At 75.8% G+C, this 15,103-nt stretch carries 13 protein-coding genes; 1 reads left to right on the forward strand and 12 read right to left on the reverse strand.

Annotated elements, in window-relative coordinates:
* Window positions 1-134 precede the first annotated feature (134 nt).
* The 3 genes from BM048_RS16410 to BM048_RS16420 are packed head-to-tail and all read right to left on the reverse strand — an operon-like array spanning window position 135 to window position 3,983.
* Window positions 135-2,120, reverse strand: a complete 1,986-nt coding sequence (locus tag BM048_RS16410; RefSeq protein ID WP_139224512.1) for a DUF4012 domain-containing protein — start codon at window positions 2,118-2,120, stop codon at window positions 135-137.
* A gap of 22 nt (window positions 2,121-2,142) precedes the next feature.
* Window positions 2,143-3,483, reverse strand: coding sequence for an MFS transporter (locus BM048_RS16415; protein ID WP_090034755.1), 1,341 nt, complete (start codon window positions 3,481-3,483; stop codon window positions 2,143-2,145).
* A complete protein-coding gene (locus BM048_RS16420; protein ID WP_090034757.1) occupies window positions 3,480-3,983 on the reverse strand; it encodes a MarR family winged helix-turn-helix transcriptional regulator in 504 nt (167 codons plus the stop codon). Before BM048_RS16420 ends, BM048_RS16415 begins: the two co-directional genes overlap by 4 nt.
* Before the next feature lie 122 nt (window positions 3,984-4,105).
* On the opposite strand from BM048_RS16420, the gene BM048_RS16425 reads away from it, so the two are divergent.
* Window positions 4,106-4,711, forward strand: a complete 606-nt coding sequence (locus BM048_RS16425; RefSeq protein ID WP_090034761.1) for a VanZ family protein — start codon at window positions 4,106-4,108, stop codon at window positions 4,709-4,711.
* A gap of 101 nt (window positions 4,712-4,812) precedes the next feature.
* Here BM048_RS16425 and BM048_RS16430 read toward each other — a convergent pair whose 3' ends face one another.
* The 9 genes from BM048_RS16430 to cheB all read right to left on the reverse strand — a co-directional run bounded on the left by BM048_RS16430 (window position 4,813) and on the right by cheB (window position 14,872).
* Entirely contained in the window at window positions 4,813-6,138 is a 1,326-nt protein-coding gene (locus BM048_RS16430; RefSeq protein WP_090034764.1) for a UDP-glucose dehydrogenase family protein, read from the reverse strand.
* A 242-nt stretch (window positions 6,139-6,380) separates the two neighbouring features.
* Window positions 6,381-7,934: an NCS2 family permease gene (locus BM048_RS16435; protein ID WP_090034767.1), complete on the reverse strand. Its 1,554-nt coding sequence runs from the start codon at window positions 7,932-7,934 to the stop codon at window positions 6,381-6,383.
* A gap of 114 nt (window positions 7,935-8,048) precedes the next feature.
* Window positions 8,049-10,394: a LamG domain-containing protein gene (locus BM048_RS16440; protein WP_090034769.1), complete on the reverse strand. Its 2,346-nt coding sequence runs from the start codon at window positions 10,392-10,394 to the stop codon at window positions 8,049-8,051.
* Between the two features lie 191 nt (window positions 10,395-10,585).
* The gene (locus BM048_RS16445) at window positions 10,586-11,074 is read right to left on the reverse strand and encodes a hypothetical protein (protein WP_090034771.1); all 489 of its coding nucleotides are present in this window, start codon (window positions 11,072-11,074) and stop codon (window positions 10,586-10,588) included.
* 11 nt (window positions 11,075-11,085) lie between these two features.
* Window positions 11,086-11,445, reverse strand: coding sequence for a response regulator (locus tag BM048_RS16450; protein WP_090034812.1), 360 nt, complete (start codon window positions 11,443-11,445; stop codon window positions 11,086-11,088).
* Window positions 11,446-11,485: 40 nt separating this feature from the next.
* Window positions 11,486-11,938 carry a chemotaxis protein CheX gene (locus BM048_RS16455; RefSeq protein ID WP_090034775.1) on the reverse strand — a complete coding sequence of 151 codons (453 nt, stop codon included), beginning with the start codon at window positions 11,936-11,938 and terminating at the stop codon, window positions 11,486-11,488.
* Window positions 11,935-12,330, reverse strand: coding sequence for a response regulator (locus BM048_RS16460; protein WP_090034777.1), 396 nt, complete (start codon window positions 12,328-12,330; stop codon window positions 11,935-11,937). The genes BM048_RS16455 and BM048_RS16460 overlap by 4 nt, the downstream gene beginning before the upstream one ends.
* Window positions 12,327-13,592, reverse strand: coding sequence for a CheR family methyltransferase (locus tag BM048_RS16465; protein WP_175499599.1), 1,266 nt, complete (start codon window positions 13,590-13,592; stop codon window positions 12,327-12,329). Before BM048_RS16465 ends, BM048_RS16460 begins: the two co-directional genes overlap by 4 nt.
* Window positions 13,583-14,872, reverse strand: a complete 1,290-nt coding sequence (gene cheB / locus BM048_RS16470) for a chemotaxis-specific protein-glutamate methyltransferase CheB (protein ID WP_203708990.1) — start codon at window positions 14,870-14,872, stop codon at window positions 13,583-13,585. The genes BM048_RS16465 and cheB overlap by 10 nt, the downstream gene beginning before the upstream one ends.
* Between the last annotated feature and the right edge of the window lie 231 nt (window positions 14,873-15,103).

The raw sequence follows: 15,103 nt of genomic DNA on the forward strand, positions 1-15,103 counted from the left end.
TCGGCCGTCCACAGGGTGATTCGCCCGTTCCACCTGCGGTTTCACCCGATCGCCCCGCATGTCCCGGTCCGCCGCACCCGTCCGGGTCGTCCGGTTCGCGTCCGGCGTCCGGTTGCGCTCGGGGCCGGCGGCCGTCAGCCGGGGCAGGTCGCCCCTGACGTCCGGTCGCCCGTCAGCGTCGGCGTCGACCACACCTGCAGCGCGAGCGGCGCCGCGACCGTCTCGTCCGCCCCGCCTGCCCCGCCGGCCCTGTCCGCCCCGCCCGATGACGACGACACCGCCGGCCCTCCCCCGGTCGACGCCGCCGCCAGGGGCACGAAGAACCGCACGGTGTGGCGCTCGCCCGGCGCGAAGGACAGCCCGACCGCCTGCACCTCCCGTCCCGCGTGCGTGAGCGGCGTCCCCGACGTCGTCGCCCCGTCCACCTCGACCGCCGGCAGCGCGGCGCCGACCGGGGCGTAGGCGCGGACCGTGAGCAGCGCCGTCGTCGGGTCGCGGTCGCCGGGCGGCCCGACGACGTACGGCGGCAGCGAGGCGACGTCCTCGCCCGGGTCGTAGGCGAGGTCGACGCGGACGGTGGCGGTCGGCTCCGCGGCGTCGCACCGCAGGTCCTCCACCGACACGTCGGCGCGCAGGTAGTAGTCGAGCTTGCCGCCCGTCGTGTCCTCGAGGAACACCCCCGCGGCGGCCCGCTCGTCGGGCCCGCCGCTGAGGAAGGCGCCACCGGCCGCGGTGCCCACGAGCGCCGTCTGCTCCTGCGCGTCGGCGGACCAGACCTTCAGGTGCCCGTCGGCCACGGCGCGCCAGACGGCACGGGCCAGGTCCTCCCCCGTCCCCGCGCCGCCCGCGACCGCGGACAGCACGGTCGCGGTGACCTCGGCGAAGTACCCGTCCGACCCCGAGCCGTCCGGGAACCGGCGGTAGGCGTCGCGCAGGAGGAGCCGCGTGACGTCGGCGGCGGCGAGCGTGCCGCCGTCGGGCAGGGGCAGCGGCCCCGTCGCCTCGAGCAGCGCCGCGAGGGCCACGGGGTCGGCCGCCACGACGCCGTCCACGGTGTCGTCCGGCCGGGCGACCTGCCACCGCGCGGCGACGAGGGCCGCCGTGCGCGGGAAGTCCGGCGTGGCCGTCGCGTTCTGCACGAAGGTGCCCAGGCCCGTGCCGAGCACCGCGACCTCCTCCTCGGTCAGCTCCAGGACCGGCTCAGGGGTCCGGCGCAGGTCGACCGTGCTCAGCTGGTCGCCGACCCGCAGCGCGCCGCCGTCCACCCCGAGGGCACGCACGGCGCCGACGATCCCGCCGCCCGCCCGCAGCTCCGCGGGGTTGACGGACGCGACGAGGTACGTCCGCGGCCCGTCGGCGCCCAGCAGCCCGGGCAGGAGGTCCAGGACGTCGGCCGCCGAGCCGAGCGACGCGGCCAGCGTGGCCAGCCCCGGCGCGGCGGCGTCGACGCCCTCCGCCACCGGACCGACGAGGCCGTCCGGCGCCAGCGCGGACACCCGGCCCGACGCCGCGGCGGCCACGTCGGCGCCCGCGCGCAGCCCGGGCGCGACGTCCGCGAGGACCTGCGGGTCGACGAGCCGCGTGGTGCCGGGCCGGCGCGCCTGGGTCAGCGCGTCGACGGCGTCCAGCGCGGGCGGCAGCGCCCGGGCGGCCACGTCGTCGAGAGCGGTGGCGACGGTGCCGACGGCGGCGAGCTGCCGGCCCGCCCACGGCAGGTGCTCCGCGGCCCGCCAGACGCCGTCGCGGGCACCGGTCGCGCGCGCGGCGGACGCCTGCAGCGCGTCGACCGCGGTCCGTGCGGCGGCGACGTCCCGCCCCTCGACGGCCGCCTGCAGGTCCCGCACGTCCCCGCGCGCGTCCCGCAGCGCGTCCGCGGCGGTCAGGGCCTGCCGCGCCACCCAGGCGCCGGCCGCGAGGAGCAGCACGACGAGCACCACGACGAGGAGCGCGACCACGCGGCCGCGCCGGCGTCGGCGGACGGCGTCGGGGGCGGTCGCGCCCCTCGGGTCCGTCCCCGCGCCCGGATCAGCCGGCCCGGACGGACCGACCGGGCCGCCCGGTCCCCCGCGGCCGGCCGTCCCGGCGTCCCCGGTCGTCGCTGCGGTGCCGGCGTCGCTCACGGCGCCGATGGTCCCACGGCGGTCAGGCGGCGCGGGCCCCCGCCTCACCGGCGCCGACCCGGGCGCGGGCCTCGTCGGCGGGCACGGCCTCGTCGGACGGCACCTCGAAGGCGTGGGACACCTCGAGGTGGGGCCGGGACCGCACGTGGTAGTGCACCTCGACGTGCCAGGCGCGCCGCGCCCAGAGGGCGGCACCCGTGGCGACGAGCAGCGCGGTCACCGACCCGATGCCCACGGCCCACCGCGCGCCGAAGGTCTCCCCCACCCAGCCGACCAGCGGCGAGCCGATGGGCGTCGCGCCGAGGAACACCATCATGTAGAGCGCCATGACGCGTCCCCGCATGGCGGGCGTCGTGCCGGTCTGGATCGTCGTGTTGGCGGCGGTCATCATCGTCAGGGAGGCGAGCCCGGTCGCGACGCCCGCCACCGCGTAGCTGAGGAACGTCGGCATGAGCGCCTGGACCCCGGTCGCGACCCCGAAGGCGAAGGCCGAGCCGATGACGAGCCGCACCCGCGGGCGGTCGCGCCGCGCTGCCAGCAGGGCGCCGGTCAGGGACCCCACCGCTAGCACCGTCCCGGCCAGCCCGTACTCCGTCGCGCCGAGGCCGAACTCGGTGCGCGCCATCATCGCGCTGGTGAGCTGGAAGTTCAGGCCGAAGGTCGACACGACGCCGACGACGACCATGATGACGACGATGTCCGAGCGGCCCCGCACGTAGGCCACGCCCTCCCGGATCTGCCCGCGGGCGCGGCCGGCGCTGGGCAGGGGACGCAGCTCGGAGGTCCGCATCGCCGACAGCGCCAGGAGCGTGGCGGCGAAGGTGACGGCGTTGAGCACGAACACCCAGCCCGTGCCGATCGCCGCGATGAGCAGGCCGGCGACACCGGGCCCGATGAGCCGCGCCGCGTTGAACGACGCGCTGTTGAGGCCCACGGCGTTCGACAGCTGGCCCTCGGGGACGAGCTCCGCGACGAACGTCTGCCGCACCGGCCCGTCCACCGCCGACACGCAGCCGAGCAGCCCGGCGAACACGTACACGTGCCACAGCTCGGCGTGCCCGACGAGCACGAGCACCCCGAGCCCCGCCGCCAGCACGCCCTGCGCCGCCTGCGTGGCGGCCAGCAGCCGCCGGCGGTCGAGCCTGTCGGCCAGCAGCCCCGCCCACGCCGACAGCAGCAGCGTCGGCCCGAACTGCAGGGCCGTGGTGATGCCGACCGCGAGGCCGGACTCGTCGGACAGGACGGTCAGCACCAGCCAGTCCTGCGCGACGCGCTGCATCCAGGTGCCGACGTTCGCGACGAGCGCGCCGGCGAACCACAGCCGGTAGTTGCGGTAGCGCAGGGACGAGAAGGTCTTGCTCACGAACGGGCGATCCTCCGCAGCAGGTCGGCGGCGCGGGCCAGGGTGTCCCGCTCCTCGGGCTCCAGCGCGTCGAGGCGCGCGCCGAGCCAGGCGTCGCGCCGGCGGCGCGTCTGGCGGACCTCCGCGCGGCCGGCGTCGGTCAGGGTGACGACGACCTGGCGGCCGTCGGTCGGGTGGCCGGACTTGGCGACGAGGCCCAGGTCCGCCAGGCAGGACACCGTGCGCGTCATGGCCGGCGCGGCGATGTGCTCGAGGTCGGCCAGCCGGCCCGGTGTCATCGGGCCCTCGCGGTCGAGGATCGCCAGGACGTTGAACTGCGGGTCGGACAGGTCGGCGTCGCCGCGCTCGGCCTTGAGGCGCCGCGCGGCCCGGGACAGCGCCACGCGCACCTCCGCCGCGAGGGCGAGGGTGGGCGCGTCACCGGCGTGGCCGTCCGCCGCGGGGCCGGTCGTCGCGGGCACCACCGGGGCGGGGGGCTCGCCCAGGGAGGTCGTCGTCATGCTCTCAGGCTAGTCGTTGCCCGCGGTCATGACCTCCGGTCAGGACCGGCCCGCACAGGATCTCCACCGGGGACGCACGCGAGCGCGGCCTGCGGGGCCCCGCCGGTCCGTACCGTGGGCGGATGACCTCGCCGCACGCGTCCGCCGGCCGGGACGCCGCGTCGGCCGGTGGCCCGGTCGGCGCACGTCGCGGGGCACGGGGTCGCGCGGTCGACGGCCGCTCCACCCGTCCGGTGCTCGTGGGCCTGCTCGCCGCCTGGCTGGCGGCGGTGGCCTGGGTGACGCTGCGGCCGGCCCCGGCCGAGCCGGGCACCTTCGACGTGGTGCGCGCGGTCATCGCGCGGCTGGACGGCTGGGGGCTGCCGGTCACCTACGACGGCGTCGAGCGCGCCGCCAACGTCGTCATGTTCGTGCCCGGGGGGCTGCTGCTCGCGGCGCTGCTGCTGCCGGGGCGCGGCGCCGGGACCGCCCGCGGCACGACCCCCGAGGCGGACGCCGCCGCGCCCACCCGACGCCCGTCCCTGCGCGTCGTCGTGCCCGTGGTGCTGGCCGGTGCGGCGCTCTCGTCGGCGGTCGAGCTGTCCCAGGCGGCGTTCCTGCCCACGCGCGTGCCCACGGTCGTCGACGTCGTCATGAACACGGCCGGCGCCGCGGTGGGCGCGCTCCTCGCGCCCGTGGCCGTCCGCCTCCTCGCACGCGTCGACCTGCCCGGCGCGCGCCGCCGGTAGGTCCCCCGGCAGCACGCCCCGGGAACGGCACCGCCCGCCGCCGGAGGACCGGCGGCGGGCGGTGGGACGTCACGGGGCGTGGCGCAGGGGCGACGCGCGCGTCAGGGGCGGCCGAGCGCCCGGTAGGTCCAGCCGGCGGCGCGCCACCGGGCGGGGTCCAGGACGTTGCGCCCGTCGAGGATGCGGCGGTGCGCGACGACGCCGGCCAGCGCGGCCGGGTCGAGCTCGCGGTACTCGGCCCACTCCGTGGCGAGCAGGACGACGTCCGCGTCCCGCGCCGCCTCGACCGCCGAGTCGGCGAAGTGCAGGTCCGGCCACTTGGCGCGCGCGTTGGCGACGGCCTCGGGGTCGGTGACCGTCACGTGCGCGCCCTGGAGCTGCATCTGGGCGGCCACGGACAGCGCCGGCGAGTCGCGGACGTCGTCGGAGTCCGGCTTGAACGCCGCACCGAGCACGGCGACCTTGCGCCCGACGATGGAGCCGTCGCAGACCTCGCGCGCCAGGTCCACCACGCGCACGCGGCGGCGCATGTTGATGGAGTCGACCTCCCGCAGGAAGGACAGCGCCTGGTCGACGCCGAGCTCCCCCGCGCGGGCCATGAAGGCGCGGATGTCCTTGGGCAGGCAGCCGCCGCCGAAGCCGAGACCGGCGTTGAGGAAGCGGCGACCGATGCGGGCGTCGTAGCCGATGGCGTCGGCGAGCCGGGTGACGTCGGCCCCCGTCGCCTCGCACAGCTCGGCCATCGCGTTGATGAAGGAGATCTTCGTCGCGAGGAACGAGTTCGCGGCGACCTTGACGAGCTGCGCCGTGGCGAAGTCCGTGGTGACGAGCGGGGTGCCCTCGGAGAGCGTGCGGGCGTAGACCTCGTCGAGCGCGGCCTTGGCCTTCTCGCCCTCGGCGGTCGGCACGCCCTCGTCGTCGGTCGGCAGGCCGTAGACCAGGCGGTCCGGGTACAGCGTGTCCTTGACCGCGAAGCCCTCGCGCAGGAACTCGGGGTTCCAGACGAGGACGGCGCCCGTGGGGGCCAGCTGCTCGGACAGGCCCTCCGCGGTGCCGACCGGGACGGTCGACTTACCGGCGACGACGTCGCCCGGCTGCACGTGCTTCACCAAATCCGCGAAGGCCATGTTGACGTACTTCATGTCCGCGGCGAACTCGCCCTGCTTCTGGGGGGTGCCCACGCAGAGGAAGTGCACCTGGGCGCCGGCGACGGCCGCCATGTCGGTCGAGAAGTGCAGGCGGCCCGTCTCTCGGGCCGAGGTCAGCAGCTCCGGCAGGCCGGGCTCGAAGAAGGGGGCCTGCCCGTTCTCGAGGGCCTCGACCTTGCGGGGGTCGACGTCGATGCCGATGACGTCGTGCCCCAGCTGGGCCATGCAGGCCGCGTGGACGGCGCCGAGGTAGCCGCAGCCGATCACAGAGATCCGCACGCTTCGCTCCAGTCAGTCGGGAGATGAGGGTCGGGAGGGCGTCCGGCGGGTGACCGGGGACCTCGTCCGTCCCGGAGGCTACCGGGACGCCCCCGGCGTCCGGACCCCTTCGTCCCTGTTCGTCCGGTCACCCTCGTCACACGCAGCGGCGGTGCGGCGCCGGTGTGACGAGGGCGACCCGTCCGGGTGACGGCCGGACGGGGGTGCGGACGGGTCTGCGGCAGGGCTGCGGGCGGGCGGGCCTAGATGCCGGCCCACGCCCGGATCGGCCCCAGCAGGAAGTACGCCGCGAAGAGCAGCGCGACGACCCACATGAGCGGGTGGACGGCGCGGGCCTTGCCGAGCGCGACCTTGAGGACGACGAAGGAGATGACGCCCGCGCCCATGCCGACGGTGATGGAGTACGCGAACGGCATGAGCACGATGGTGAGGAACGCCGGCACGGCCACCTCGAGGTTCTTCCAGTCGATGCCGGAGACCTGCATGACCATGAGGAACCCGACGACGACGAGCGCCGGCGTCGCGGCCTCGAACGGCACGACGTCGACGAGCGGCGACAGGAACGTGGCCAGGAGGAACGCGATGCCCGTGGTCACGGACGCCAGCCCCGTGCGCGCGCCGTCCCCGACGCCCGCGGCGGACTCGACGTAGGACGTGTTCGACGAGACGCCGCCGGCGCCGCCCGCGACGGCCGCGAGGGAGTCCACGACGAGGATCTGCCGGGTCCGCGGCGGGTTGCCCTCCTCGTCGAGCAGGCCGGCCTCCCCGCCGATCGCGACCATCGTGCCCATCGTGTCGAAGAAGTCCGCCAGCAGGAGCGTGAAGACCAGCAGCACGACGGCGACGACGCCGATCTTCTCCACCGACCCGAACAGGGAGAACTGGCCGAGCAGGGAGAAGTCCGGCGCCTGGACGAGGCTGTCCGGCAGCGCGGGCACGTTGAGCGCCCAGCCCTCGGGGTTGACGGTGGTGCCGTCGGTGCGCGGCCCGATCCGGCCCACGGCCTCGACGACGAGGGCGAGGACGGTGGCGGCGACGATGGCGATGAGGATGGCGCCCTTGACGCCGCGCGCGACGAGCACGACGGCCAGGAGCAGCCCCACGACGAACACGAGCAGCGGCCAGGACCCGAGCGAGCCGCCGATGCCCAGCTCGACCGGGGTGGCGAGGCTGGCGGGGATGCGGACGAACCCGGAGTCGACGAGGCCGATGAAGGCGATGAACAGGCCGATGCCGACGCTGATGGCCACCTTGAGCTCGGCCGGGACCGCGCGGAACACCGCCTCGCGGAACCCGGTGAGCACCAGCACGAGGATGATGAGCCCCTCGAGCACGACGATGCCCATCGCGTCCGGCCAGGTCATGCCCGGCAGGAACGCCACGGAGTAGGTCACCACGGCGTTCAGGCCGAGACCGGCGGCCAGCGCCAGCGGGAACCGGCCCACGACGCCCATGAGGATGCTCATGAGGCCGGCGACGAGGGCCGTCGCGGCGGCCACCGCCGGGAGGTCCGGGGCGTCGCCGCCGCCGAGGAAGGCGCCCTCGCCACCGCTGCTCGCGACGGTCCCGATGATGAGCGGGTTGAGCACGATGATGTAGCTCATCGTGAAGAAGGTGACGAGCCCGCCGCGGATCTCCGTGGCGACCGTCGAGCCGCGCTCGGTGATCCGGAAGTAGCGGTCGAGGGCGCCGCCGGCCCCGCGCGGCGCGGGGCGTCCGGCGGCGGGTGCCGGGGCGGCCCCGGGGGTGCGGCCCGGGGTGGGCCCGGGGGTCTGCGAGGGCGTGCGTGCGGCCATGCGCGCAGTGTGGCGCACCTGTGGGGGTGCACGACGCCCCCGGTCACCGGTCGGTCCGGTGCCCGGGGGCGTGCGCGGGGTGCGCCGTGTGCAGCGGCGCGGGAAGGCCGGAGGTCAGGACACCGGCACGCCGAGCGCGTAGTGACGGGCCACGGCGGCGGCGTCGAGCGCCACCGGCCAGACCGTCACCTCGTCGATGGTCCCGGTGACCCAGGGCTGCGTGTCCCAGCTCGCGTCACCGCCGACCCGCCAGTAGCCCGTGCCGGCCTGCGCGCCGGTCACCGTGGAGGACGCGACGAGCGAGCCGTCGACGTAGAGGCGCTGCCCCGCCGACGACTGCGTGGCGACCACGTGGTGGGGCCGGCCGTCGTTGTAGGGCAGGCCGCTGGAGATGATCTGCCGCCCGCCGCTGTACGTCCCGAAGCTGATCCGGCCGTCGGCGCCGAGGATGAGGTGCCGGTCGTGCGACGTGGACAGCGACGTCGCGCTCGATCCGAAGCCGAGGAGCGCGCCGCCCGTCCGCGAGGTGCTGGAGAACCACAGCTCCTCGGAGTACGTCGAGGGCGCGGTGCGGGCGGCCGACGACGCCACGTACTGCGCGTCGCCGTTCAGCGCCACGCCCTTGCCGTCCGTGCCCTGCACCAGCCCGGCGACGCCGCGGGCGGGCGAGCCGTAGTAGGTGCCGGTGACGCCCGCCGGCGAGGAGTCGGCCGCCGTCGCCCCGGTGTCGCCCAGGCTCCAGTGGAAGGTCGGTTTCGCGGCCGCGAGCGCCGAGGTGTAGATCGTCGCCGCGCCCGAGCTGCGGACCGTCGTGGACACCGTGGACGACGTCTTCGTGTTGCCCTGCGGGTCGCTGACGACGACCTTGTACGACGCGGTGCCGCCGGCCGTCAGGCCCTTGTCGTCGAAGACGCGGGTGACGGGCTTCCAGAACGGCGTGGTGATCGTCGCGCTCCACACGGGCGTCGTCGACGAGCCGCGGTAGACCTTGTAGGTCAGCGTGCGGTTGTCGGGGTCCCGGGCCGTCGTGACGCCGACGCGGACCGTGCCCGCCGTCGTCGCCGTCGCCGTGACCGGGGCGGCGGCCAGGACCGGGCCCAGCTTGTCGGGCGCGACCGCGGAGGCGGCGAAGCGCACGAGGCCCTGCTGCGGGGTGCCGTTGACGCTGAGGAACTCCCCGGCGTAGACGACGTACTGGCCGGCCGCGGCGACGGCCCACGACGCCTGGTTCTGGCCCGAGGCCGTGCCCTTGGTCATCGTCGGGAACCACTCGAGCGAGGAGGGTGCCGGCTCCCCCGCGTGCGAACCGTGGCCGGTGGTGATCGCGGTGTTGACACCCGTGGCCGCGACGGAGAAAGCGGTGGCCTGGCGCTCCACGCGCGGCGTCTCCTCGGGGAACCCGCCGATGTTCGCGCAGGTGTGGGAGTGGCTGGAGACGTACACCGCCGAGCCGAGCCGGGCGATGCCGTAGGAGTCGCCGTAGCAGTCGGCGACCCAGAGGACCTTCCCCGTGGCCGGGTCGAGGCGGAACGTGCCCTCGACGTTGCCCGTGCCGCCGTTGCCGGCCTGGCTGTAGGCGCTGCCGTAGATGCCCGTGCTGTCGGCGGACAGCTGCGTGACGGCCGCCGACGACGTCGAGGTCCGGATCGTGCTCGACGCCGGGAGCGCGCGGGACGCGCCGGTGGCGGCGTCGACCCAGCCGAGGCCGGACGCGCCGACGCCCGACAGCCGGGTGAAGCGGCCTCCGACGACGAGCTTGGAGCCGTCGGCGGTGACGGCGACGGCCGTGACGGGCTGGTCGGTGTCCGCCCGGAAGGTCGAGACGGCGCCCGTCGACGCGTCGAGCGCGAGGAGGCGATTGCGCGTGACGGCGGTCCCGCCCGGCTTGTTCGCCGCCGTGGTGAACGCCCCGCCGACGTAGACGCGCGTCGCGCTGGCGGCGACCGCGTACGCCGCGCCGCCCAGCGACCCCGTGAAGGTGGTGACGAGCTTGCCCGTCGCCAGGTCGATCGCGGCGATGCGGCCCTTGTACGTGCCGTCGACGCTCGTGAAGTCGCCGGCGATGTAGAGCCGCTTGCCGTCCGGGGAGGCCGCCATGCTGCGGATCTGCGCGTTGACGGCCGGCTTGAACGTCGTCGACAGGGCGCCGGTCGTCAGGTCGTAGGCCAGGAGGTTCGAGCGCGGCGTCTCGTTGGTGCCGGCGGGCGAGCCGGCGGGCCGCGCCGAGGTGAACTTCCCGCCGACGTAGACGGTGTTGCCGACGACGACCTGCGTCCAGGCGACACCGTTGATCTGCGCGGTCGGCAGGGCGTCGGCGCTGACCGTCACCGGCGTGGCCGGGTCCGTGGGTGCGAGCGGGGCGGTGTCCGCGTGCGCCGGGACCCCGAGGGGGCCGAGCGGCAGCGCGAGGGCGAGGGCGGCGAGGACGGCGACGACACCGGCCCGGCGACGGACGTGCATGCGGGGGGACCTCCCGGGCGCGACGGCCCTGGCCCCGGGGCGGGACCTCGTCGACCAGGGTGCCCCACGCGTCCGATTCGTCGGAAGTCACGGACGGGTGATCCCGCAGTGACGTCCGGCACGACGACGGCGCCCGCCACCCCGGGGCGGGGTGACGGGCGCCGGGCGGTCGGGCCGGGATATGCCCGGGGCTAGAGCACGACGACCGACAGGTTGCCGGAGCCGTAGCCGGCGACGCTGACCTCGAGGTCCAGGCGCCGGACGTAGGCCAGGACCCACCCGGCCAGGTCGTTGGGCAGCCGCTCGCCCTTGCCGTGCACGCGGTCGAGCTTGAGGTGCGGCGCGTCGTCGTGGTTGAACAGCGACGCCGTCACGTTGAGCACCTCGCCGGCGTTCTCCGCGAGGTCGGCGGGCAGGTCGCCGTCGGCGACGGCCGCCTGCGCGGTGCGCGCCGGCACGAGGCCGATGGCCGCCCCGAGGTAGGCCGCGAGCCCGCCGTCGACGAGCACGAGCGCCTGCGCGGTCATCCGTGCGTCGACGTACACCCCGGTGAGGGCGCCGAGGGCGGCGTTGGGGTCGACCATGGCGGCGCCGGTGGCGACCTCCACGTCACGGCCGACGAGGGACTCCAGGAGGTCGCGGACCTCCTTGGCGTTGGGCAGCGGGTTCGCGTCGGACATCAGCGCACCCCTCAGGCCAGGACAGGCTCGATCACGTCGCGGAAGGACTCCGCCGTGAACGGCTTGGCGATGAGGAACAGGGCGCCGGCGGCGTCGGCGGTCTCGCGCATCTCGGCGGAGCCCTCCGACGTGACGAACCCGAACGGCGTCTCGAAGCCCTCCGCGCGCAGGGCGCGCAGGAGCTCGATGCCCGTCATCTCGGGCATGTTCCAGTCGGACAGGACGACGTCGGGCTCGTCCTCCCGCACGGCGGCCAGGGCCTGGGCGCCGTTCTCGGCCTCCCGGACGTGCCAGTCGTAGCCGGCCTGCCGGAGGGTGCGCACGACGATCTGGCGCATGACGCGGCTGTCGTCCGCGACGAGCACTCGGATCACGGTTCTTCTCCTGTTGAAGCGGTTCGGTCCCGGCTCGTCAGCCGACGAGCCAGATGGTCACGACGATGAGCTGCCCTCGCCAGGACAGCCGGAGCTCCTGCGCCACGTGCCCCTCGGCGGCGGGCGGGTGGCCGTGCGCCACCTCCGGCAGCCCGAGGGTGTCCTGCACGGGCAGGAGCGACTTCACGTTGCCGCCGACGACGTTGGCGATCTCGCCGAAGGCGTCGACCAGGTCCTGGTCGTCGACCTCCTCGTCCGCCTCCATCATGAGCAGCGCGCGGGTGAGGTCGTGGGCGGTCGCCGCCTCGCACACGAGCGCGGCCCGGCCGGGCAGCTCCCCGTGCAGGTCGACCCACGCGGAGAGGGGCTCCTCGACGAGGGGCAGGTCGCCGTACCAGGGCGTCAGCAGCCCCTCGTCGCCGTCGATCATCGCGGCGAAGACGGCCGCCGCGACGGCGTAGACCTGCTCGGTGTCCACCGCGGTGCTCATGCCGGCTCCTCCACGGTCCAGGCCGGCGCCGTCAGCCCGAGGAACTCGAGCTTGTCGCGCAGGGCGTCGGGGGTGAACGGCTTGATGAGGTACTCGTGCGCACCCGCCGCCAGGGCCCGCACGATCTGCCCCTGCTCGCTCTCGGTCGTGACCATCATGAGGGTCACCGAGCGCCAGCGGGGGTCCGCACGGACGCGGCTGACGAACGTCAGGCCGTCCATGACGGGCATGTTCCAGTCGATGCAGCAGAGGTCGACCTCGAGGCCGCCGTCCAGGAGGTCCAGGGCGTCCTGCCCGTGCTCCGCCTGGTAGGTCTCGAAGCCGAGCTGCTGCAGGTTGCCCGCGACGATGCGACGCATCGTGCGCGAGTCGTCGATCACGAGCGCTCTCATCGCTGTGCTCCTCGGGTGGGTGGCACCGGGGTGGCTGCCGGTGTGGGTCGGTCGTAGGTGGTCCGGTCGAACGGGCTCCGGCCCGGGGGGTTCCGGTCGGAGGCGTTCGGCAGGGGGCGCGCGCCGCGGGCGGCGCCCGACGCCGCGGCCGGGACCGGCCGCGGGGTCGTCGCGGGCCGGGACTGGCCCGGCACGAGCGGCTGGGCGGCGGCGGGGCGCGGGCGCGGCAGGAGCGACCCGGCCGTGCCCGCGGCGGCGACCGCCCGGCCGAGGGGCGCACGCGCCGCCAGCGAGGCGGCTCCCGGCGGTCCCCCGGCGAGGGCCGCGGCGGGTGTCGCGGCGGGGGCGACCCGCGGCGACGGCAGGCCGCCGGCCAGCGGTCCACCGGCCGGTCCACCAGCCGGTCCACCAGCCGGTGCTCCGAAGGGCGCACCCCCGGCCGCACCCGCCCGCGACGGCGTGTAGACCGACCCGGTGCCGACGGGCACCCGCTGCCAGCTGTCGTCGATGCCGATCGTCGTCTCGGCCGCCCCCAGCACCAGCGCGCCGTCCGGCGCGAGCACCCGGCGGACCCGGTCGAGGATCGCCTTCTTCGTCGCGGCGTCGAAGTAGATGAGGACGTTGCGCAGGAAGACGATGTCGAACCGCGCACCCGCGGGGGGCGGGTCGAGCAGGTTGTGCGCCCGGAAGGTGATCGTCCGGCGCAGCCCGTCGGAGATCTGCCACTCCGCGCCCACGCGCGTCAGGTGCCGGACCATGAGGGGCGCCGGCAGGCCGCGGTTGATCTCGAGCTGGCTGTACCGGCCCGAGCGGGCGCGGGTGAGCACCTGCTCCGACAGGTCCGTGGCGAGGATCTCGAACGAGGCCCCGGGCGGGAGCGCGTCCGTGAGGGTCATCGCCAGGGAGTAGGGCTCCTGCCCCGTCGAGCAGGCCGCCGACCACACCTTGAGGTGGGCCACCGACCCGCGCGTCGAGAGCAGCTGCGGCAGCACGTGCGTGCGCAGCGACGTGAAGGGGCTCGAGTCGCGGAACCACGACGTCTCGTTCGTCGTCAGCGCCTCGACGATGCGGCCGTGCTCGCCGTCGTGGCCGCCGCCGCGCACGCGCTGGACGTAGGCGTCGACGTCACCGCCGGTGAGGTCGCGCGCGAGCGGCAGCAGCCGGCTCTCGACGAGGTACTCCTTGCCCCCGGCCAGCTGGATGGCGCTGCGGCGCCGCACCAGGTCGGCCACCCATGCGAACGACTCCTGGCTCAGCGCCACGACGCACCTCCGGCACGCACTCGGGTGGCACCGGCGCCGAGCACGCGCTCGACCGTCGGGGCCACGTCGTCGAGAGGGACCACGCGGTGGGCCAGGCCCGCGGTGGCCACGGCCCCCGGCATGCCCCACACGACGCTCGTCGCCTCGTCCTGCACGACGACCGTCCCGCCGGCCGTCACCACGTCCTCGCACCCCGTGCGGCCGTCCGCGCCCATGCCGGTGAGGACCACGGCGAGCAGCTGCCCGCCGTAGGCCTTCACGGCGGAGCGGAAGAGCACGTCCACGCTGGGGCGGCAGTAGGAGACGGGCGGGCCGTCGGTGAGCTGGGCGAAGGCCTGCACGCCGGACGTGCGGACCTCCAGGTGGTGGTCGCCCGCGGCGACGTGGATGCGCCCGGGCAGGAGCTCCATGCCGTCCGCGGCCTCGACCACCGAGGCCACGCTCCCGCGGTCGAGGCGCGCGGCGAGCTGCTTGGTGAACACCGGCGGCATGTGCTGCACGACGAGGACGGGCACCGCCGGCGGCGCGGTGAGCGCGCCGAAGAACCGGGACAGCGCCTCCGGCCCGCCCGTGGAGGACCCGACGAGGAGCGCGCGCACGGGGTGCGGCGCCGGCTCGGGGCGCAGCGCGAAGCCGCGGGGGCCACGGGCGGAGGCACCGGCGGGGGCACCGGCGGAGGCACCAGCGGGGACGGCCCCCGGGGCGGCGGACGCCGTGCGCGGCGCGGGGAGGCCCGGGCGTGCCGCCGCGGCGCCCGCCGAGCCCGCGCGGGCGGGACCGGCACCGGGGCGGCCCGGGCCGCGAGGGTCGAGGCCGCGGGGGTCGGGGGCGGTGGGGCCGCCGGGACGAGCTGCCACGGGACGCCCGACGCGGCCGGCCGTCAGCGCGACGATCTTCGGGATGAGGTGGTCGGCCACCTGCCGCATCGACTCCTGGACGGAGCCGACGTTCGCGGGCTTGGTGACGTAGTCCGTCGCGCCCGACGAGAGCGCCTCGAGCGTGGCGACCGCGCCCCGCTCGGTGAGCGTCGAGAACATGATGATCGGCATGCGGTGGCCGGAGGCGCGCAGCGCCTTCACGGCGGCGATGCCGTCCATGTCCGGCATCTCGACGTCCATCGTCACCAGGTCGGGCGCGAGCTGCTCGACCTTCGACTGCGCGAGCCGCCCGTTGGAGGCGGTGCCGACGACCTCGATCTCCGGGCTGCCGGCCAGCACGTCGGTGACCAGCCGGCGGACGACGACCGAGTCGTCGACCACCAGGACGCGGATCCGGGTCACGGTGCCTCCGGGGGCTGGGGGTGGTGGGGCCGCCCCCGCGGGCGACCCGTCGGCCGGGGCGGCGCCCGCTCGACCAGTCCACCTATCGGCGGTTGGGTGCCGGGTGCGCAGGGTTTCGGCCATGGCGTTCGGGTGGCGTCCGGGTGGCGTCCGGCTGGCTGCCCGGACGTGCGTGCGGGTCAGGGCGCGCGGGTGGTGCGCGGGACGCACGACGGCCCCGGGACGCGTCGT

Source organism: Cellulomonas marina (assembly GCF_900111925.1).
Lineage (GTDB): Bacteria > Actinomycetota > Actinomycetes > Actinomycetales > Cellulomonadaceae > Cellulomonas > Cellulomonas marina.